16 protein-coding genes are annotated in these 21,106 nt (G+C 48.5%); 8 read left to right on the top strand and 8 right to left on the bottom strand.

The window, feature by feature from the left end; all coding sequences use genetic code 11:
* Positions 1-5: 5 nt before the first annotated feature.
* The 8 genes from AC1VYS_RS26200 to AC1VYS_RS26165 form a co-directional block, all read right to left on the bottom strand.
* Positions 6-1,742 carry a PucR family transcriptional regulator gene (locus AC1VYS_RS26200; RefSeq protein WP_482912051.1) on the bottom strand — a complete coding sequence of 579 codons (1,737 nt, stop codon included), beginning with the start codon at positions 1,740-1,742 and terminating at the stop codon, positions 6-8.
* Between the two features lie 323 nt (positions 1,743-2,065).
* A complete protein-coding gene (locus AC1VYS_RS26195; RefSeq protein WP_482912050.1) occupies positions 2,066-5,389 on the bottom strand; it encodes an efflux RND transporter permease subunit in 3,324 nt (1,107 codons plus the stop codon).
* Between the two features lie 33 nt (positions 5,390-5,422).
* Positions 5,423-6,352: a TetR/AcrR family transcriptional regulator gene (locus AC1VYS_RS26190; RefSeq protein ID WP_482912049.1), complete on the bottom strand. Its 930-nt coding sequence runs from the start codon at positions 6,350-6,352 to the stop codon at positions 5,423-5,425.
* A 1,239-nt stretch (positions 6,353-7,591) separates the two neighbouring features.
* Entirely contained in the window at positions 7,592-7,723 is a 132-nt protein-coding gene (locus AC1VYS_RS26185) for a hypothetical protein (protein ID WP_275670044.1), read from the bottom strand.
* A gap of 385 nt (positions 7,724-8,108) precedes the next feature.
* Positions 8,109-8,423 (bottom strand): DMT family transporter, encoded by a 315-nt coding sequence (locus AC1VYS_RS26180; protein ID WP_482912048.1) that lies wholly within the window; start codon positions 8,421-8,423, stop codon positions 8,109-8,111.
* Positions 8,423-8,779, bottom strand: coding sequence for a DMT family transporter (locus AC1VYS_RS26175; protein WP_090922791.1), 357 nt, complete (start codon positions 8,777-8,779; stop codon positions 8,423-8,425). Before AC1VYS_RS26175 ends, AC1VYS_RS26180 begins: the two co-directional genes overlap by 1 nt.
* 5 nt (positions 8,780-8,784) lie before the next feature.
* Positions 8,785-9,399 (bottom strand): TetR/AcrR family transcriptional regulator, encoded by a 615-nt coding sequence (locus tag AC1VYS_RS26170; RefSeq protein ID WP_482912047.1) that lies wholly within the window; start codon positions 9,397-9,399, stop codon positions 8,785-8,787.
* A 387-nt stretch (positions 9,400-9,786) separates the two neighbouring features.
* Entirely contained in the window at positions 9,787-11,283 is a 1,497-nt protein-coding gene (locus AC1VYS_RS26165; protein WP_482912046.1) for a phospholipase D family protein, read from the bottom strand.
* Positions 11,284-11,499: 216 nt separating this feature from the next.
* Between AC1VYS_RS26165 and AC1VYS_RS26160 the strand changes: the two genes are divergently transcribed.
* The 8 genes from AC1VYS_RS26160 to AC1VYS_RS26125 all read left to right on the top strand — a co-directional run bounded on the left by AC1VYS_RS26160 (position 11,500) and on the right by AC1VYS_RS26125 (position 20,960).
* Positions 11,500-12,441: a MerR family transcriptional regulator gene (locus tag AC1VYS_RS26160; RefSeq protein ID WP_482912044.1), complete on the top strand. Its 942-nt coding sequence runs from the start codon at positions 11,500-11,502 to the stop codon at positions 12,439-12,441.
* A gap of 277 nt (positions 12,442-12,718) precedes the next feature.
* Positions 12,719-14,269 carry a phytoene desaturase family protein gene (locus tag AC1VYS_RS26155; RefSeq protein ID WP_482912043.1) on the top strand — a complete coding sequence of 517 codons (1,551 nt, stop codon included), beginning with the start codon at positions 12,719-12,721 and terminating at the stop codon, positions 14,267-14,269.
* Complete coding sequence (locus tag AC1VYS_RS26150) at positions 14,266-15,729, top strand: phytoene desaturase family protein (protein ID WP_482912042.1); 1,464 nt, start codon at positions 14,266-14,268, stop codon at positions 15,727-15,729. The genes AC1VYS_RS26155 and AC1VYS_RS26150 overlap by 4 nt, the downstream gene beginning before the upstream one ends.
* Entirely contained in the window at positions 15,726-16,598 is an 873-nt protein-coding gene (locus AC1VYS_RS26145) for a phytoene/squalene synthase family protein (RefSeq protein WP_482912041.1), read from the top strand. The genes AC1VYS_RS26150 and AC1VYS_RS26145 overlap by 4 nt, the downstream gene beginning before the upstream one ends.
* Positions 16,598-17,368, top strand: a complete 771-nt coding sequence (locus AC1VYS_RS26140) for a carotenoid biosynthesis protein (protein ID WP_482912040.1) — start codon at positions 16,598-16,600, stop codon at positions 17,366-17,368. Before AC1VYS_RS26145 ends, AC1VYS_RS26140 begins: the two co-directional genes overlap by 1 nt.
* Positions 17,337-18,110 carry a lysophospholipid acyltransferase family protein gene (locus AC1VYS_RS26135; RefSeq protein ID WP_482912039.1) on the top strand — a complete coding sequence of 258 codons (774 nt, stop codon included), beginning with the start codon at positions 17,337-17,339 and terminating at the stop codon, positions 18,108-18,110. The genes AC1VYS_RS26140 and AC1VYS_RS26135 overlap by 32 nt, the downstream gene beginning before the upstream one ends.
* 1 nt (position 18,111) lies before the next feature.
* Positions 18,112-19,272 carry a glycosyltransferase family 2 protein gene (locus AC1VYS_RS26130; RefSeq protein ID WP_482934433.1) on the top strand — a complete coding sequence of 387 codons (1,161 nt, stop codon included), beginning with the start codon at positions 18,112-18,114 and terminating at the stop codon, positions 19,270-19,272.
* Positions 19,273-19,439: 167 nt separating this feature from the next.
* Complete coding sequence (locus tag AC1VYS_RS26125; RefSeq protein WP_482915131.1) at positions 19,440-20,960, top strand: phytoene desaturase family protein; 1,521 nt, start codon at positions 19,440-19,442, stop codon at positions 20,958-20,960.
* The last annotated feature ends 146 nt before the right edge of the window (positions 20,961-21,106 follow it).

Below are 21,106 nucleotides of genomic sequence, written 5' to 3'. Positions count from 1 at the left end.
ACGCTTTATACAAGCGATCCATGTGCGTATTCATAGGCATAGAGAGCAAGTTCCATGGCAACCCGTTTCTCGGGTAGAAGGTAGTCTGTTCCTAAAAGTGATTCGATTTTGTCCAACCGATGATACAACGTTTGTCTGACGATAAACAGAGCACTTGCCGTCTCTTGTTTGGAGCAGCAAAGTGTCAGGTATTGTTTCAGTGTAAGGAGCAGTTGACCTCCCTTCTCCGAATCATACCGAATCAGTGGGCCCAGGTATTCCGTAATAAAATCATTCAAGTTACCGTTCTGTTTCATACTGGCGATGATGCGATAGCAGTGGAGATTACTGTAAAAGGGCTGCTCCATTACTCCGATATCTTTCTGAATACGTAACGTTTCCTTCGCGGATTCAAGACTCTCTCGCAGGCGTGGGTATTCCGAATAGTTCTGACCGATACCATACAGACCGGAGAAGAGCTGGTGAGTTTGCTCCTGCTCGTGTTGCCGAAGTTGCTGAATGCAGGACCACAGATTAGATTTACGCAGAGATGTAGCCTGCGGGTCAATGACAATGAGAATGATCTGGAGATTAAACACAGTGCTGTAGAGGGTGAAGCCTTCCCGGGCAAATACGGAGCGTGCAACGATATTACGCTGAATTAGTATCTTTTGCAGTCTGAGACTGTCGTGTTGCGCAGGGTTGCTGTCGAATAATACAACTGCGGCCTGTCCTGCACAGAGAGCCGGATTTACGGCTGCAAGATATTCATCGATTTCTTTCGCGGAGTGATGTCCGTTTAACCAGTCAATGACCCACATATCTTCTTTGTACCGCCGTTTTTCCTCCATGTACTGGGTACGCATCCAATCGTGGGCTATGGCAGCGGCACATCGCCCCAGCGCATGAAAAACGTACTCGTCGGATGGGTACGGCAGAGCTGGAGTGGGAGGTTCAGGGTCTGTGTGTTTCTGAGGGAAAAGGATAAGATCGGCAAAGGTGTACTCCAGTGCCTGGACAGGGATGCTGATAGGATTCATTGATAGCTGCCCGGAAAAGGGGTCTGTTACTTCGACAGCCGCAGGGTTCACTGTATAACGGTCATGGGTATCGTGATCCATCGATTCACGCTGTTCCAACCATTGTTGTCTCCGCTTCTCCAGTTGTTCAGGCGGGACATAAGGGATGGCCGTCGCTTCACCTTCCAGCGGATATAAGGCGACAGCATACCCGGTATTGCGCGAAAGTAGACGCAATAGCGGCTGTACACCATCCCCATTCAGCAACAGCTGATGAAAGGAGGTGGTGAGCTGATCCAGTTCGGCGACCATACGCTGATGACTGCGAATCAGGGCAAAATGCAAATCCTGTGTAATATCAATATACCGGACTTGTTCATGAAACCAGATCAGCGGGAAATCCTCCGCCTCCGCCAGTTGTTTCATCGCCTCAAGCTGTGATCGCGTATGTTCCCCGAGTTCAATGCATAGTCCTGCCGCACCGCAGGCAATCAATTGTCGCAGAAAAGACAGACCATGCGGCTTGCCTTCAGGCCAGCCGATCCCTGTTGTCAGCACCAATTCTCCGCCGCTCAACAAGCCCCCAATCTCAGGAACCTCCATAATATGTACCCAGCGTACATAACGCTCCAATGCACGATGACTGGCAAGGTACTCGGCCTTGCGAAACACAGGACGTTTAAGCATGTCTCTAACCCGGATATGAAGCGTAGTCTCCCCCACACCATCACCGCCCTTTCCCATGACTCATCTGTATATTTGATACAAAGGATGCTGGATTCTGGTTGCTTACTCGCTGGATTTTTAAGGATAAGTATACGTGTATTTAGATCGGATGAGATTAAACCTGACGTTCATTTAGTCTAGATAACAAAAATAATTGATCTTTTTGTCATCAATTTTAAATGGCATCAGATTGGTAGCAGATATATGTTCGGTTTTTTACCATCGATACGATAAAAAATGCCCTTGATCAGGCACGGGAATCATTACAGATTCCAGTACCCGTCAAGGGCAAAGCTTTGCTGGCGATCACATCTGAATCGTGGGAAGAACGATAGACTGAATTAATCGACGATTTTTTTCTTTTTGAATTTCATCAGGAACTCATACACGATTGGCACGATGACCAACGTAAGCAGTGTAGAACTGATCAGACCACCGATTACGGTAATTCCGAGTCCTTTCGAGATGATACCTGCACTTTCTTCGAGACCTGTTACCAGTGGCAGCAGGGCACCGATCGTTGCGAGAGCGGTCATCAAGATTGGACGCAGACGTGTAGCTCCGGCTTCCAGTAGTGCTTCACGTGTCGTGAGTCCTTCATTTTCCTTATGAATAACACGGTCAATCAAGACAATGGCGTTGGTAACAACGATACCGATCAGCATCAGTGCACCCATCATTGCGGATACGTCGAGTGTACCTCCTGCAATGAACAAACCAACCATGATTCCGATCACGGTGAATGGCAGGGAGAACAGGATCGCGAATGGTGCAAGTCCGCCGCCAAACGTCACGACGAGCACGAAGTATACAATCGCAATGGCTGCCAGCATTGCCAGACCGAGCTGCGTAAAGGTGTCATTAATCTGTTCGGTTGTACCGCCAAACTTCACTTCAACGCCGTCCGGCAAGTCCAGCTTGTCGATGTTTGCTTTCAGGTTCTGCGAAGCTTTGGTCACATCGGATGCCAGAATGTTCGCTGTCACCTGTACAACCACTTTGCCATCAATGCGCATAATGGAGTTCGGTGAAGTGCCTTCTTCCACTTTGGCTACATCCTTGATTGGAACCTGAATGCCCAGCGGTGAAGTGACCTTTTCATTTTCAATATCCTTGATGCTGCTGAACGTTTTGTTGTCCGTTTCTACATAGACTTTGTACGTTTTGTTGTCGATATCCACTTCCGTAAGTACCGGACGTTCACGTACAGGGCTCAGTGCCATTGCCAGTTGACCCGCCGTAAGGCCGAGTTTGCTGAGCTTCTCCTGATCGGCAACGAGTGTGTACTGACCGTAGGTATCGGAGATGGTGGTATCTGCTTTTTCAAAAGAGTCTTTCTCCGCCTGAACCAGTTTCAGGACTTCTTCAGCTACAGGTTTCAATTGCTCCACACTATCCCCGTAGATGGACAGGCTTAAGTTGCTTCCACCAAATCCGCCGGACATGTCGAGTTCACTCCATGTGCCTTTGGTCACTTCTTTTTGCAAACCTTCAACCAGTTGTTTCTTCACATCGGTAAAATCTTTGGTGTCTTTATTGTATTGAATGTAGAAGAGTGCAGAGTTACCGCCGCCTCCACCCATGCTAGCGAGCGGGCTACCACCGCCGATGGAATATTGCATTTTCTCCAAACCTGGCTGTTTCAGTAACCATTTCTCAGCAACGAGGGCTTCTTTTTCTACATCTTCACGAAGTGAGCCCGTTTCCGGACTATAGGTGATCGTGGCGTATTTATCCTTCTGCTCTGGTAAGAAACTTGTGCCAATGAATGGGTACAGGAACAAGCTGCCGACCAATAGTAGAACCGCGATAAGAACGGTAATGATTTTGTGAGAGAGCGTCCAGTTCAACAGGCGTTTGTAGCTTTCAGCCAGTTTACCCGGTTTTTCTTCATGGTTTTGTTTGTTCTTGATTCCTTTGTGGAACAGGCTGTGTGCCAGCATCGGTACAATCGTGATCGCAACCAGCAGGGATGCGAGCAGGGCGAATACCATCGTCAAGGCGAATGGCATGAACAACTCTCCGACCATACCGCTAACGAGTGCCAGCGGCAAGAAGACTGCAATCGTAACAATGGTCGAGGAGAGGATCGGGATAAACATCTCGCGAGTCGCCTCACGAACCAAATCCCGGCCTTTCAGCATCTCGTTTTTGAGTGTCAGCCTGCGGTAGATGTTCTCGATAACAACGATGGAGTCATCGACAACTCGCCCAATTGCAACCGTCATTGCTCCGAGTGTCATCATGTTCAAGGTAATGTCCATCAGATTGAGCGCCGTCAATGCCATGAGCAAAGAGAGCGGAATCGAGATAATGGAGATAATCGTTGAACGGATGTTACGCAGGAAGAGCAGGATAATTAGAATTGCGAACAGGGCACCAAATACAGCTTTGCCCAACATCGTGTTGACGGAATCCTGGATAGGTTGACCTTGGTCAAGCAGGATCGTTAATTCTGCATTTTTGAATTGCTTTTGCAATTCTTCGGCTTTACTTTTGACGGCCTTAACCACGTCCACCGTATTGGCATCATTGGATTTCACCACGGAAATACCGATGGATTCTTTGCCGTTTGTGCGGGAGATGGACTCGGCTTGACCGATGACCTCAATCTTGGCAACGTCGCTTAGCTTCACGGTTGGGATTCCTGCTGCGTTTGCCGCACCCGCGGCACCCGATGGATTTGCTGTAGCGGCATTGCCGCTACCCGCTTGCCCTGCCGCAGGATTGGAACCTTGCGAAGCACCAGCTGCATCTTGTCCAGCTTGAGCCGATGGATCGGCAGTTTGACCACCAGCTTGACCGGCTGGAGCACCGCCACCTTGGGAGGCCCCTGGCGTAGCCGCACCTTGTTCTGTAGTCGCTCCAGCACCTTGGCCTGTAGCACCACCAGCGCCTGGGTTTGCACCAGCTCCGCCTGGTACGACTGGAATCGCTAGATTTTTCAGATCATCAAGTCCGATGATGTTGCCGTCCACAACAACGGCTTTCTGGGATTTATCCAGTTCGAATAGGCCGAGCGGTACACGAATGGATGAACCTTTAACGATGCCGTTCACCGTATCTTCGCTTAGTCCGAGTTCAGCCATTTTGGCTTGATCAAACGTTAATTGTACTTCTTTAACGTACTGACCAGACACTTGAACCTGAGCTACACCATCAATATCTTCTAGTGCAGGTTTGATATCCGATTCTACGAGTCGTGTCAGTTCTTCCAAATCCCCGCCGTCTTTGTCAGACAAACTGAGGGAAACAACCGGGAACGAGTTAATGCTGAATTTGGAGATGGTTGGTTTCTGCACACTGTCCGGCAATTGCACCTCGTTCAATGCTTCACGAACCGTAGCTGTTGCGTTCGTCAGGTCCGTTCCATAGTCGAATTCCAGTGTGATGGATGCCGCATTCTCCATGGAAGTGGAGGTGACGGTCTTCACACCCTCGATGTTGCGCAGCTTCTGTTCCAGCGGTTTCGTAACATCTTCTACAATACCTTCCGGAGCAGCGCCCGGATCAATCGCCGTGACATTCAGAAACGGTACATTGATGTTCGGAATGGTCTCCTGCTTCATTGTCATTCCGCTGTACAAGCCTGCGAATGAGATGATGATGGTCAGAATCCAGATCGCAAACTTGTTGTTCAGTGAAAAGTTAATAATCCCTTTCATACGTTGGTTTCTTCTCCTCTCTGTTTCTCCTGTTTATGTGTGTGACGAGTCAGCCTGGATAAACCGGTTATACATGGTATCCATAATGTGCTGAAGCTCGGAGTGCATCGGTTCAAGAATCGTGACACCTTCGAGGTTGCGCATCATACCGAGAATGATGGCACGCCGTGGCGTAAATTCCATGATCTCCTGCCTGAGTATGGCAAGGGTCTCAAGCACATCATTTTTGGATTGACCGGCGGGCAGGTCACTTGATGCGATATCGTGCATCTGTTTCAGAATATGGACGGGATGCCGCAGCATGGTCGCATCTAGTTGGGACTCAGCAATCCAGGCAGGCCACTGATCCAGCGGAATCAGAGGTTCGGGCCGATGCTGGAGGCAGCCCTGTGCTGCATAATCCATCATTTGCAAAAGATGCGTAGCCATCTTATTGACCGTAAGAGAAGGCATTTCGGTAAACCAGATTTTGACGTACGACAGGAATAGTCCATGTGTCAGCAGGATAAGATCAATCGTATAAGGCTCAATCTCGGAGCCGTATAGATCCTCCAGTTTGTTTTTGAACCAATGCAACGTACGGATCTCAATATCTCTTTGCTGAGGGGTGCAGTGTTCTTTGCGCTGTTGTTCATCATCCATCATCATGCTGCGTAGTTGAACGCGTAAAAATTCCTTCAATTCCGCGACATGCGTTAGCAGCACCTCAATCTGTTTATGTAGCCGTTCTCTGGAGGTCAGGCTGTTTTCATGTTCAATCTGGGACATCTCGTCCATAAGAATGTACACACAGTACTCTAGCGTACTGGCTTCCAGCTCCTCTTTGGATTTGAACATCAGATATAAGCTGCCTTTGGACATCCCGCATAATTCGGCAATCTCCTGCATGGAGGTTGCTGCGCTACCCTTAGCGGAAAACAGCTTGAGCGCTGTGGTGATGACCAGTTTTCTTTTTTCATTCATCCCATGGATCGGGTTCATTAAGGGTATGTTCACCTCACTGGGAACTCTTGAGTTCTTGAATTGACTTTGTGGTCAAACTAAGTATAAACGAATTGTATGGGGGATTACAAATGTGCACGGTGTAGGTGGGAGAACACGGAGAAAAACACTGAAAAAATCAAGAAGGCTTCGAAAACACATCAACATATCAACAACGCTTTAAAAAGCACCTCAACACTTCAAGAAGGTTTCTAAAAACGTCTCAAGGACGCTCCGAGAACACATCAACACATCAACAATGCTTCAAAAAGCACCCCAACACCTCAAGCAGGTTTCTAAAAACGCCTCAAGGACGCTTCGAAAAACATATCAACACATCAACAACGCTTCAAAAAGCACCTCAACACCTCAAGCAGGTTTCTAAAAACGTCTCAAGGACGCTTCGAAAAACATATCAACACTTTAACAACGCGCTTTAAGGATGACTCGAGAACACATCGAGATTTATTCTAACGATCTCAGCGGAGCTTATTTGAGCAATATAAGTCCTTTTGGAATTCTAACGATCACCAGAAACCTTATTTTGCAGAAAACACAAGTTAAACGTCCATTTTCGCATCAAAATCCTGAAATAAGCTCTCCTGTGATCGTTAGAAATCTAAAACCAGTAATTTGGCCCAAATAGCGTTACTGGTGATCGTTAGAAATAAAATGCATGAACCGCGCTACCTTGGAAAAGAAAAGAGAGAAAAAACGAAGGAATATCGAATGAAGGGAAGTAAGCCGAACCAAACAAGAAAGGGTAAGTGAAGTGAAGTGAAGTGAAGTAAAGTAAATTAAAGTAAAGTGAAGAAGGGAAGTAGACAAGGGAAGAAAAGAAATGGGCGAAAGTGAAGGAAGGTGCAAACAGCATGAAGTGAAAGTAAACCAATGTAATTAAAATAGATCAAATAAAATAAAATTAATTTAAATTAAAGAAGAAAATACAGTTCAATAAAAAGAGAATTAAAAGTAAAAAAGGATAAATCAATAAATGAATAAATGAAAATCCAAGCAAGTATTGCGAGTCTAAACAAAAAGAGCAAGTGAAGAAAAGAGCAAGTAAAGAAAAGAGAAATTGAAAGAAAAGAGAAGGAAATAAAGGGGATGAAGTGAAATGAAGTTTAAGTAAAGAGAAAGAGAAAGAGAAAGAGAAAGAGAAAGAGAAAGAAAATTAAAAAGAAAAAGAAAAAGAAAAAGACAGGCAAGCAAATTATGTACTTATGTTCCTCCCTGGAAATCGTATATAGCGAGCATAATAATCACGGCTAGGAAGAAGAGATAGAAGAGTGCAAGTGCAATCAGGAACGAATAACCGGTATATGCACCGATACGAACCAACCATTTTTTCATAATAAGTACCCTCCTTCATTCCCATGAGTTTAATGACAAGGTTTTTCTTAGATTACATTATACCCCAAAACACCTATTGTACTTAAAAATTTTGGTGCTTAAAAATTTCGCCTGAAATTTGTATCTTCACAAACGCATCTTCACAAACGCGCTCAACATAAGCACCTCAATAAACGCATCTATACAAACGCACTCAACATGAGCACCTCAACAAACGCATCTATACAAACGCACTCAAAATAAGCACCTCAACAAATGTACCCACACAAACGTATCTACACAAACGTACTCACAAAATTGTACCCACAAAAAAGACGACTCCCTGAGTGAAGTCGCCTATCTGAATGTTATATCATATCCATCCTATTGCCTGATACTCATTACATTACGTAATGATTTTCAATCCTACTGCCGCTACCAAAATCATTGCAATGAACATTAGCCGCTTCGCTTCTTTGCGTTCACCAAACAGAAGCATGCCCGTCACCGTACTTCCCACTGTACCGATTCCTGTCCACACGGCATAGGCCGTACCCATAGGGATAGATGTCATGGCGTAAGATAACAGTGAGAAGCTGAATACAAACGATACCAGCATCAGGACAATATAAGGCCATCCCTTGCGCGTGGAAGCACCGTTGATGCCGATGACCCCAAAAATTTCACAGATTCCTGCACCTACAATCGCGAGCCAAGCCATTAAACGGCACCTCCTTTAACCTGTGGTTCCTGCTTCTCTTGCTGATCCGTGACGAGTTTCAGCCCAATGACACCGCAGAGTAGCAGTCCGATCAGCAGCATTTTAGCCAAACGGAACGGTTCACCAAACAGTAGCATTTCGGTCAACACCGTACCGGCTGTACCGATCCCCGTAAACACGGCGTAGACCGTACCCACAGGCAGTCGTTTAGCCGCAGCAATGATCAGGCCGAAACTAATGACAATGGCAAGTCCCGTCAATGCCCATTCCCAAGCATTCGAGGCGTGTTTCAGTCCGCTAACCCACACAATTTCAATAATGCCTCCGACAAAAACATATAACCAGTTGCGGTTCATGATGTTCAATCTCCTTCTGGCACGATAGGGCGTGCCTGTTCATTCAAGCTGTGTATACCATTCCAAAAGACAGGCCAGGAAGCATCCAGCCGTCTCTTGTACCGACGTGAGCTTCCATAGATGATTTCAACAGTAATGCCATCGAGAAATGTCATAAAAGTAATAGCGGCCTGCTCGGCAGGAATAGGCGGAACATCCCCCTCGCGAATCGCTCGTTGCAACAGCCGTGACAATGCGCGCTCCATTCCGTCCAGAAATGGATATACCAGATCCATCACTTGGCTGTACAGATCGGGCGGCGGATAATAACAGTTTCGAAGCATCAGCCTGGCAGAGGCATGATCCTGATACTCCTGCTCAAACCACGTCATCATCCCCCGCAAACGTTCTTCCAGCGGCATATGAGCGTGATCACGGAAATATTCCAAGGTATGTCGCCGTACTTCATCAAATGCATGATCCAGCGTGTGCATAAACAAGTCTTCTTTGCAGCTAAAATGCGCGTATATCGAGGGTTTCTTAATCCCCACTTCATCAGCTATCGCTCTCAAGGAAGCCCCTTCATAGCCGTCTCTGGCAAAATGAAAAAGGGCCGCGTCCCGGATGGAATAAGCAGTCATTACATTCACCTTCCTAACGGTCGTTAGGTAATATCTTTTCACACATTACATCCTCTGTCAAGACAGTACAGAAACAGAAAACAGAAAATACATCCGCTGCACATGAAGAGTACAGACGGATGTATCTTGTTTCAAGGATATATTGAATTATGTTGTGACCTGGAGTTGCTGTATAAGTGAAACAAATCATTTACAAAAAACAGAGAGAATGCCTTTCTGAAAGAATCAACGCTGGAAAAACAGGCTTAGCACTCATCACCCGATTGTTCTTGATATAAGGTAATCAAAAAATCTGGGGGAGTAAGCATGGCTATCCAGTTATTCTGTCTTCGTAACATTCATGTTGCTAGGCCGTAGTTCAATGAATATCGAATATACATGCGTCAGTTAGAAGGTAGTAAAGCCGAGAATGAGCTGCAATTTATACAAAATGCCTTTCAGAAAGGTCGTTTTCTCCTGAAATTCTTCCAGATTCAAGGTGAATTCGGCATCCTCGTTTGTCCATATTCGCTCGAAATACTTTGCTACATCTACCGTAAATGGATCGTCTGCCGGAGCTGCAATCCACAAATTGTTCTCCAGATTGTAGTCATTCAGATTCCGGGGAGTGAAGTTGGTTGATCCACCGAGAACGATATGATCTCCGCTAGCCTTCGCAATATACATCATCTTGGTATGGTACTGCTCTTTGGTGGTGTTGTACCAACGAATCTGGATTTTACCGTTCGATTTATCATGTAATTCCGCTGCTACAGGACGATTAGGAATGCCGATTTTCTCCTGACCAAAGGCGTTTTCGTTAGGGTCAAGTACAAGCCGGATATCGGTTCCTCGCTCCGAGGCATCCAGTAAAGCCTCCAATACTTTTGGTGAAGCGATGTAGAACATCCCCATCCAAATGGTATCCCCTTTTCCCACCTGGCTCAGCTCATCCAGCAAGGCATCATTGACTTTGCCTTCGGTCACATAACGAAGGCGAATAGGCCCATCATGTTCACCCGAATTCCCGGATGGGTAGGCCTTGGAAGTTTCGGTATACACGGGGAGCTGACCTCCTCCGGATATGTCCACAACAGCTTGCTCCGATTGAAGGATATCCCCAATGATCGGGCCAGTAATCTCAAAGCCAATGTTTGAGTGATAAGCGCTAGGGTCATGAATGTTACCTGATGATACAATAGCTGTTTTTTCGCTGAGAACAACCTTGCGGTGATTTGCCTTTACGTTCAGCAATTTCAGATAGGAGCGTAGCGTAACATCCGGGCCATCTGTGGCCATCAGGTTAGGAACCCAGCCTTTGCCGGACTGACCAAACCACTGGAAGAACGTACGCCAGACCGCAGAATACACCGGGGTAGAATCACGCAGCGGATCAACATCGGTGATGACGACATGAATATCGGCCTGTTTCATCTGTTCCAGCAGCGGATTGGGAGCCGAGTTATAGTTGGTGTTCACTTCATCCGTAATGAACCAGATGTCCATATCGGGATGTTGCATTTTCTTGGCAAGTAGTGCATCCGTAAACTCCTGGCTGACAGGCGGAAAGTTCTGTCCCTTGTGTTGATAATTGTTGAACAGAAACATATCCACCAGGACAAATTGCTCGGCATCCTCAACCACCTGTTTCATCCGCTGAAAAATCTGCTGTTCATGCTGCATCTGTCCGTCGGCAGAAGGGTACGTGAGGTCATGAAGGAACTCGACATTCTTCACCCGATATTCTTGACTTTCATAAGAGATGCCTAGTGGTAGCGGTTTATAGGTCTGATAGAGCATAACAGCAATAAACCATAGGATAAGTAGTGCAATTGCTGTGCGTATGTATGGGAATTTGCCGCGGGAAGATTTGCGGTCAGAGGTATGGCGGCGCAATGGGAACAATGTTGGACTCCCCCTTTCTGTACTTGCTGACGTTTATTACCACAGGTGTAGCGATGTTGACGCAGGAGGCAGAATTCGGATGTTGTATGGGAATCATGAGATTTTTACAGGCGAATCATGCAATTTGGATTGGATGAATCGACAGCTGTAGGGTCGTTGTGTATAATGAACGTATTATTTTTGTAGAACGTTTATGGAGAGAAAGTAGGTAATCACGTGTATTCCATCAAACAAGTCGCTGCCATGCTGGGCATTCAGGCGGTCACGCTCCGGGCTTGGGAAAATCGTTACGATGCAGTTACCCCTGAGCGGACAGAGTCGGGTTATCGCATGTACACGGAAGAGAATGTAGCGGATCTGCGCTGGCTAAAGGAGCAGATTGATCAGCATCAGGCCAATATCTCCGAGGCTGTACGCATGTTGAAGATCAGGAAAGCTAAAAGGCCTGATTCTTCTTCAGCTGTGCCGATGGTGCCCCCAGTACCCGTGATGGAAGAAGCTCATGCACAGATGGCCGATCAGATCTATGACTCTCTTTATCATTTTCAGGGCGAGCGTGCCAACGGTTTGATTGATTTTGGTTTCACGATGTACGGATATGACAGCATGTTTTACCATGTACTCGTACCGATCCTGGTTCGGGTTGGAGACGCATGGGAAGCAGGACGTGCAACGGTAGCGCAGGAACATTTCATGACGCAGTTGATCTCCCAGCGGTTTTATCAGTTTTTCCATCTGTTCCCGATCTATCCGCATCTGCCCAAAGTTCTTGCTCTCTGTCCGGAAGGGGAACATCATCAGGTTGGTTTATTGTTGTTCTCTTTATTTATGCGCAAAAATGGAGCGGAAGTCCTGTATCTCGGGGCCAATACGCCGGAAGAAGGGGTATTTCCGATTCTCCGCGAGCAGAAAATCAAACTGGTCTGTCTTTCGATTACGAGCCCCGGACTTGTGGAACCTTGTGATCAGCTGATTGACCGAATTCGGGACGAGTTCCCTCATATCCGTTTTGTGCTGGGCGGCAAAGGGTTTGAACGTGCGAAGCACGCTCGTCACCCGGAATGGATTATGCCTGAAGATTCGGCAGACTGGCAGTCCTGGATTGAACGGGAGTATTTTACGGATCGGCCACCAGGTGCCGAGCACGTGAGCGGTTAGCGGCGAACATAAAGAGAATGACACTGGAATAGATTCATATAGGACATCCTTTGATCCAAGATCAAGGGATGTTTTTTGTATATTGCTCAGGTCGTGCAACACCTAAAAAAACATTAATTTGACCCGCGGGTCATTTTATGTTTTACTTGTCGTATAATATTTGTACACGATTTGTATAATGTTTTTGAGTTTACCCGATTAAAGTGTTTCATTGCGGTTTAATAATAGGTTAGGGGCTTGAGAACTAGAGATAGTCCTACATAGAAAGGTGAGTGGCATGATACCGAATCAACAACGCAAACGTGCAGCCGTCATTGGCGCAGGCCCGGGTGGGCTTGCAGCAGCCATGTTACTGTCCGGTCAGGGATATGAGGTTGATGTGTACGAGAAACAGCCAACCATTGGCGGGCGTTCTTCCCGTCTGGAGCTTGGTGAATACAAGTTTGACCGCGGGGCTACCTTTTTGATGATGCCTCAACTGATTGAAGAGATGTTTGATGTGGTCGGACGCAAGCTGTCGGATTATGTAGAGATGAAAGAACTGACCCCGCTGTACGCTTTGAACTTTGGAGATAAGGTGTTCACGCCTTCACGCAATCGGGAGGATACAGCAGCACAGATCAAAGAGCTGTTCCCCGGCAATGAAGAGAATTACCTCCGGTACATGCGGGACGAAGAAGTGAAGTTTGGCAAAGTGATGCCACTGCTCCGCCGTCCGTTTGGCAAGCTCACCGATTATTTACGTAAAGATGCGATTACGGCTCTCCCTAAACTTGATATAAATAATACCGTTTACGGCATTCTTTCCCGGTACTTTACCGACGAACGTCTGCGCTGGGCGTTTACATTCCAGTCCAAATATTTAGGGATGTCTGCATGGGATTGTCCCGGAACGTTTACGATCTTGTCGTTTATCGAACACCAATATGGACTGTTTCATCCGATCGGCGGCGTGAATCGGGTATTTCAGGCGATGGCGGATGTCGTAGAAGAGTACGGCGGACGTATTCACACCAGTACACCGGTGAAACAGGTTATTGTTCGTAATGGTCACGCCGAAGGCGTACTGCTTGAAAACGGCGAACGAATCGAAGCAGACCATGTCGTGCTCAATGCCGATTTTGCCCATGCAGTGAACCATCTGTTCGAACCTGGCGTACTTAAAAAATATACACCGGAAAAAATGAAACAGAAAAAATATTCCTGTTCCACAGCGATGTTGTATCTGGGTGTAGATGGCGAGATCGATCTGCCACATCACTCAATCTATTTTCCAGAAGACTACCGGGTAAATGTGGACGAAATTACGAAACACAAAATATTATCGGCAGACCCGTCTCTATATGTTCATAACCCATCCAGGCTCGATCCGACACTCGCTCCGGCAGGAAAATCTGCACTTTATGTGCTGATGCCAACACCGAACCTTACAGGAGACATCGATTGGGAAGTTGAACGAGCGAAGGTGCAGGAAGATATGTTGAAGCGGCTCGAAGTAATCCCAGAGCTGGCAGATATCCGCGGCCGGATTGAAGAATGCAAGCTGTTCACACCGCTGGATTGGCAAAATGAGCTGGATGTATACCAGGGAGCTACATTCAATATGGCACATAATCTGGGCCAGATGATGTATCTCAGACCGCACAATCAGTTCGAGGAATTGGAACGCGTGTGGCTGGTGGGTGGAGGAACCCATCCGGGTAGCGGCTTGCCGACCATTTTTGAATCAGCGCGAATCAGTGTCAGATTGATTCAGGAAGAGGATGCACGAAGACGTACCAAGCCATCCTCCTACGTGAAGACTGCCCAAGCCGGAGGACAATCATGAAGCGGGCTGCTGTTGTAGGTGCTGGGATTGGAGGGCTTACCTCAGCGTTGCTGCTGAACCGTCAGGGATGGGATGTTACCGTGTACGAGCGAGGCTCTCGCGTAGGCGGACGGATAGCTTTTGAACAGGAAGGACAATACCGGATTGATCAGGGGCCAACCATTGTCCTCCTGCCCGAGATGTTGCTTGGCATTTTGGAAGAGGCCGGTGTCGATCGCTCCAAAGTCGAGTTGCTGCGCTGTGATCCGTTATACCGGGTGCATTATCACAGTGGACGTGTCATGACCAAGAAGACAGATCGGGCGGAGCAGACGGCCGAGATTGAACGGTTATTCCCGGGAGAAGGCCGAGGCTTCAACAGGTTTATGAAGGATATGGACACGTTGTTCCCCGCAGGACGGGCAGCGTTTCTGGAACAGATGTTTCCGCGCAAAAGGGACTTCTTCACCCCTTCGCTCATGTCGCTTATGGGCAAGCTGCGTGCACACAAGAGTGTGCGGAAGGCTGTAGGGGATTATTTTGAACATGAAGAATTGCTCGATGCGTATTCGCTGCAAAGCTTGTATATCGGTGGATCGCCCTTTGGCACACCGGGGATTTATTCATTGCTTCCTTACGCCGAGCACGAATATGGCATCTGGATGGTGAAGGGCGGTTACGCGGCTCTGCCCGCTATTCTGGAGCAGGAACTGCTCTCACGTGGCGGCAAGATCAAGCTGAACACGGAAGTCACTGGACTGAAGATCAGCCATGGAATATGCGAGGGGATTGAAACGGCTGACGGTGCTGAAAAGGTGGATGCCGTGGTCTATAACGGGGATTTTCCGAACTTGAGCGGACTGCTGAAACAAGTGCCAGAAGCACCCGTTAAACGGAGGCCATATCGCCCTTCATCGGGGTGTGTACTGATCTACGCCGGAGTAGATAAAAGGTGGGAGGATGCCACAACGCATCAGTTTTTCTTGCCACCAAGCCTGGATGGCAGTTTACGCGAAGTCTTCAACGAGCGCCGTATTCCGGCTAAACCTTCGTTTTATGTCTTCAATCCGGTTGCAGTGGACGAAACAGCTGCACCTGCGGGACAAAGCGTGCTATATTTCCTCATTCCGGTACCGGACGCAGAAGGCGTGAACTGGGAACAAGAGAGTGAAGCGCTGGCAGAACGTGTGCTGGAAGAAGCAGAAGAACGTGGATTCCCGGGACTCCGTGCAGCGTTGCAATGGAAAAAGTTACGTACACCTGCTGACGCCGCGCATGATGGTCTTTATGGTGGAGGAAGTTTCGGCATTGCACCTGTCTTGTTTCAGTCGGGTGTGTATCGCCCGCAGCCCAAGCCGTTTCCAAAGATACAAGGCTTATACGCTGCCGGGGCTTCGGTACATCCAGGAGGTGGCGTGCCCATCGTTATGCAAGGCGCTAGGATGGCTGTCAATCAACTCATGAAGGAGATGGGGAAATGAACGAAGCAATTTTGAGCAGGTGTGAAGAGTTGATGCAGAAGGGCTCCTCGTCTTTTTATCAGGCATTTAAAGGCCTGCCAAGTCCCCGCCGCGAAGCGGTGTATGTCATCTATGCGTTTTGCCGTATGATTGATGACAGTGTGGATGAGCCTGAACAATCAATATATACGATCCATGAGATTCATGATTTATTTGAAAACCTCGAAGAAGCGGAGGGACATTTTATCTGGCCGGCACTGAGATGGCTGTTTAGCAGCTTCCCTCACTTGGACAAAGGCCCATTTTTCCGTCAGATGGAAGGACAACTGACCGATCTGGAAGTGACCCATTATACAACGCTGGAAGAGCTGGAACACTATTGTTATCTGGTTGCCGGAACCGTAGGTGAAATGCTGCTGCCTGTGCTGCGGAATGATAACGGAGCGGAAGTGGCGATGAACGGGATTGCGCTGGGGAAAGGCATGCAGATTGTGAATATTATTCGTGATGTGGGCGAAGACCGGGCCAGAATGCGCCGTTATGTTCCACTGGAGATCATGGAGAGACACGGTTACTCCGAGCAGGACTGGGAAGACGGCATTGTCGATGAACGATTTATCGCCATCATTCAGGATCTGAAAGCGGCAGCGCTGAACTGGTTCCGGATCGGCATGGATCGTCTGGACACCTATCCGGTTGAAAGTGCCTTTTCGATTGAGTTAGCCGCAGCTTTTTACTCAACCATCCTGCACGCCGTGGAGCGTAACGACTACGATGTGTACACGAAACGAGCGTATGTCAGCGATGAATTGAAACTGGAGATGCTGGGCGCGATTGTGGAACGGTATCCGATGCTGGCCTATCAAGCTTCCCGAACGGCGGTATCCTGATGGTTCAGTGGGTGTACTGGGTATGGTACGCCATTGGTGCCATCCTGATGCTTACGATTGGTGTGCCTGAGGCGTTATCTTTTTCCAATGGACTCTTTCTGGTGTTTTACGCACTTTATGTACTGGATCTTATCTATCAGAAGCAACATCGCCGATCTGATCTGTCCGACCAGTCAGTCAAATGGTTACGTTCAGGACTCTGGATATCTTCCTTTATCATCTGGCTGGGCGGGATGGGTGTAGAGTGGATCGGTGTACATACACACTGGCCTTTTGGCGAGTACGCCTATTCTGACTTCTTCGGTGTCCATCTGTTTAGTGTACCGGTGACACTTGGATTCGCATGGATTGCGGTAGTTGGTAATTCGGCTTTGATCAGCGGTGGCGGATCAACTTGGGGCGGGAAGCTGGTGCGAGCCCTCAAAACCGGTTTCTGGGCAATTGTGCTGGATTTCGTTCTTGACCCGGTAGCTCATGCAAGGGGATTTTGGGAATGGCAGGCTCCAGGCGGGTTCTACGGTGTTCCGTGGACAAACTACATCAGCTGGTTCATTATGGGAGCATTTCTGTCTCTCTTTTTGCCGGCCATGCCGAAGGACCGACGTTCCCTACTGCGGGCAAAATGGTTGTACCAACTGTTTATCCTTCTGTTCGGCCTGCTTGCGCTAAAAGAAGGCATAACAGGCAGTTTCATCATAGCCATTGCAGGTGTGCTGCTTGCCGAGGGGAGCTGGCTGTATGATTCGCGCCGTAAAGTCGAAAGCGTTTGACCGGGTCTTCGCGCTATACAATCATTATTACCTGCTGCGCAGACGTTTTCGTTCGTTTACGCTTTCAGGTTCACTTGATCCGCAAATGGCAGATCGTAATGGCGTGGACGGGATGCTACCTATGGCAGCGGATCAGCCCGTTGTCTATTTCATGAACCACAGCTCGTGGTGGGATGGTCTGCTGCTGTATCATGCGGCGAAGCAAACTTCGCGCGGGGATCATTATGTGATGATGGAGGAGCGACAGCTTCGGCAGTATGCTTTTTTTCGCAAACTCGGGGCGTATTCCATCCACAAGGACAGTGCATCGGGTGTGCGGACATCGTTGCAATATACGAATGAGTTGCTGGCTGCTGGCAAAAGGGTCTGGATATTCCCGCAGGGTGAAATTCTGCACCAGGAGGCTCGGCCGATACAGTTTCGTCCGGGCATAGGACTCGTGCTTCGTCGTTTTCCGCAGGCTATTGCGGTGCCCGTCACCTTATGTCATGGCATGGTTCAGCATGACCTGCCGGAAATCTCAATGAAGGCTGGCCCGCCAATCGTGGAAGATTGGAAAACGTGGAAAAGTGAAGAGATTGCTCATCGGCTGGGACATGTGCTGGAGCAACAACTGAATGATCATAGAGCAACGTTGATTAGGCTTGGACAAGGAAGTCTGCCAGATGCACAGCCTCTGATTCGGGGCATGCGCTCCACTAGCGAAAAATACGATGGGGCAAGAAAGCGGGTGAACCGATAACATGAATGAGAGTATGAATACATCTGAAATTGTGTGGATGTGTCTGGTTGGATGGCTGCTTGTGCAGTTTTTGTTTGCAATATGGAATGCCGCCTGCCTGCCAAAAGTCCGTTCATTCCGTAAAAAAAGCATTCAACCACCTGATCAGCTTGTTTCGGTATTGATTCCCGCGCGAAATGAACGAATACATATTGAAGCATGTTTGGAAAGTGTGCTTGCCAGCGATACGAAGGGGTTTCGTATGGAAGTGCTGGTACTGGACGACCGCTCCGAAGATGAAACCGCCGCTTTGGTTCAGGCGATTGCCGAGCACGATTCACGCGTACGCCTGCTTCGTGGTACGGAGCTACCTGCGGGCTGGATGGGGAAATCCCACGCCTGTCACCGATTGGTTCAGGAAGCGCAGGGGGAATGGTTTATGTTCGTGGATGCGGACGTTCGGGTTAAGCCGGATGCCATTCGGCAGACACTTGCTGCGGGCTATGCGCAGGGAGGCGGTCTGGTTACGGGATTTCCGTATCAGGTTGCGAAGACCTGGATGGAAAAGCTTGTCGTGCCGATGATGGTGTTTACGATCATCAGCCATTTGCCTATTTTTATGATACGCAGATCGGCCAGTCCGATGTTTGTCGCCGCTACGGGGGCTTTTTTGCTTATTCATCGAACAAGTTATGAAGCGTCCGGCGGTCATGCAGCGATTCAAGGACATCTGGTGGACGACATGAGTCTCGCCAAAGCGGTGAAACGTGCCGGTCATCCCGTGATGCTAGCGGATGTCCATGATGTCACGAGTACGCGGATGTATCAGAACGGTGCAGAGGTGTGGAACGGGTATAAGAAAAATATGTACGAAGGCATGGGGCGCAAAGACGTCTTGCTGCTGGGTACGATGCTGATGTATTTTGTAATGTATATTGTGCCGCCGCTGGGGTTCGTTGTAGGCCTGGTTACGGGAAATGACACCTCGATTCTGTATGGTTTCATAGGCATGTTGCTTGGCATGGCTGTAAAACGAGTATCCGATCATGTGGGAGGTCAGCCGTGGTGGCTGGCTCTTTTTCAACCGATCAGCATGGCGTGTGTCATTTCGATTGGTCTGGCTTCTTGGCAGGCGGGGCGATCGGGTAAAGGGTATGTATGGAAAGGCAGGCGGTATAGCTGATGCGGAGTGTACAGGAGAATGGAAATGGTGACGGTTCAGAAGATACAGAGAGAGACAACGGTACAGAAATAGTTAAACATACAGAGACAGGTCAGGGTGCCAGGGGAGGTAGTACAGGTACAGGTACAGGTACAGGTACAGGTACACCGCTGGAAAAAGGAACTGAAATGCACAACCAGCACCAAGCGGAGGCCTCAAACGGGAAGTTAAAACAGGATGTCATTATTATCGGAGCAGGCTTCGGCGGTCTGTCCTGTGCGATTCGCCTTGCTACGGCGGGCTTGCGGGTAACCATTCTTGAGCGTCAGGCGCATGTAGGTGGCAAGTTGCAGCAGATCGAGCAGAACGGGTATCATTTTGACCGCGGGCCGAGCACGATTACGATGCCGGATGCGTTTCGCTCGGTTTTTGATCAGGCAGGCGTAGTGATGGAGAACTATGTACAACTGTACGAGCTGGAACCTCGGACGCGTAATATTTTTGCGGATGGTACTGTGGTCGATCTGTCCAAAAACCGTGGCTGGATGAAGGAGCAGATTGCTGCGTACAGTCCAGAGGACGCCTTGCGTTATGATGCCTTTATGGATGAATCTGCCGCATTGTATGCGGAGGCGAATCGTCATTTTCTCGGCAAGTTGCTGCTGAATCCGTCTGACAAATACAACCTTCAGATGCTGCAAAGTCTGCTTCGTGTACGGCCTACAGTTAAGTTGGATAAGCTGCTACGCAAGTATTTCAGCCATCCACACACACTCGCCATGTTTGGGCGATATGCCACGTATGTAGGATCGTCTCCGTATCTGTCGCCTTCTATATTTGCCATGATGGGTCATGTGGAAGCAGAGGTAGGCATCTACGGGGTCACAGGCGGAACGTATCAGCTAATTGAAGGCATGACCCGACTTGCGCAGGAAAAAGGTGTGCAGATTCTAACGGGGGTAGAAGTGCATCAGATCACGGTTCGGCACGGTAAGGTGGTTGGTGTGGATACGGATCGGGGCTTTCTGGAGGCGGAGCAGGTCGTGGCCAATGGAGATGTGCTTAGTGTAAACAGGTTGCTGCTCGCGCCGGAGCATCGGAAACGAATGAGTGATGCCCGGATTGCAAAGTATGAACCTTCCATCTCAGGATTCGTAACCCTGGCGGGAGTGCGCAGAAAGTACGATCAGTTGTTGCATCACACGGTCTTTTTCCCAGAGCAGTACAAGCCGGAGTTTGATGATATTTTCCGTGACCGCAGGATGCCCTCCGATCCAACGATATACATCTGTTACTCCGGTTACTCCGAAGCAGGCATGGCTCCGGAAGGGGCCAGCAATCTGTTTATTCTGGTGAACGCTCCGTATTTGTCTCAAGCGTGGAAATGGGAAGAGCAGAAATATCGCTATGGTGAGTTCGTGCTGGAACAATTGGAGGCGCGTGGTATTGGCGGATTGAAACAATCGGAAGTGTTAATTTGTTATACACCACAACAGATCGAACAGGATACGCTTGCTCATCAAGGGTCGATCTATGGCATTTCCTCCAATTCGGTAAAACAAACCTTCATGCGACCAGGCAATCAGAGCAAAGATGTTCAAGGACTCTGGTACGTCGGCGGCACAACCCACCCTGGAGGCGGAACTCCGGTTGTTACGCTGTCTGGGCAGCTTGTAGGTGAGCGACTTGCAACGGAGCTGGGGAGGTAGAGTAAGTGCGTGGAGGACATGGTGCGATGGAACTCGATGAAGTTAATGAGGTGGACCGAGTGGTGCTACAAGACTCTAAATGAGATGAATAAGTACCCTGATATATGACTGAGTCAGAACAAGTGCTATGAAGTCCAATAATGCAG

The sequence above is a fragment of the Paenibacillus sp. G34 genome (genome assembly GCF_056856875.1).
The sequence above is the reverse complement of the archived record's forward strand: the minus strand, read 5'-3'. Positions and strand labels throughout refer to the sequence as shown.

Bases quoted from the DNA above. Each gene is read 5' to 3' on its own strand.
- AC1VYS_RS26150 (WP_482912042.1), top strand. From the start codon at position 14,266: ATGAAGCGGGCTGCTGTTGTAGGTGCTGGGATTGGAGGGCTTACCTCA.
- AC1VYS_RS26135 (WP_482912039.1), top strand. From the start codon at position 17,337: ATGATTCGCGCCGTAAAGTCGAAAGCGTTTGACCGGGTCTTCGCGCTA.
- AC1VYS_RS26145 (WP_482912041.1), top strand. From the start codon at position 15,726: ATGAACGAAGCAATTTTGAGCAGGTGTGAAGAGTTGATGCAGAAGGGC.
- AC1VYS_RS26195 (WP_482912050.1), bottom strand. From the start codon at position 5,389: ATGAAAGGGATTATTAACTTTTCACTGAACAACAAGTTTGCGATCTGG.
- AC1VYS_RS26125 (WP_482915131.1), top strand. From the start codon at position 19,440: ATGCACAACCAGCACCAAGCGGAGGCCTCAAACGGGAAGTTAAAACAG.
- AC1VYS_RS26190 (WP_482912049.1), bottom strand. From the start codon at position 6,352: ATGAATGAAAAAAGAAAACTGGTCATCACCACAGCGCTCAAGCTGTTT.
- AC1VYS_RS26140 (WP_482912040.1), top strand. From the start codon at position 16,598: ATGGTTCAGTGGGTGTACTGGGTATGGTACGCCATTGGTGCCATCCTG.
- AC1VYS_RS26200 (WP_482912051.1), bottom strand. From the start codon at position 1,742: ATGGGAAAGGGCGGTGATGGTGTGGGGGAGACTACGCTTCATATCCGG.
- AC1VYS_RS26130 (WP_482934433.1), top strand. From the start codon at position 18,112: ATGAATGAGAGTATGAATACATCTGAAATTGTGTGGATGTGTCTGGTT.
- AC1VYS_RS26170 (WP_482912047.1), bottom strand. From the start codon at position 9,399: ATGACTGCTTATTCCATCCGGGACGCGGCCCTTTTTCATTTTGCCAGA.
- AC1VYS_RS26155 (WP_482912043.1), top strand. From the start codon at position 12,719: ATGATACCGAATCAACAACGCAAACGTGCAGCCGTCATTGGCGCAGGC.
- AC1VYS_RS26175 (WP_090922791.1), bottom strand. From the start codon at position 8,779: ATGAACCGCAACTGGTTATATGTTTTTGTCGGAGGCATTATTGAAATT.
- AC1VYS_RS26180 (WP_482912048.1), bottom strand. From the start codon at position 8,423: ATGGCTTGGCTCGCGATTGTAGGTGCAGGAATCTGTGAAATTTTTGGG.
- AC1VYS_RS26185 (WP_275670044.1), bottom strand. From the start codon at position 7,723: ATGAAAAAATGGTTGGTTCGTATCGGTGCATATACCGGTTATTCGTTC.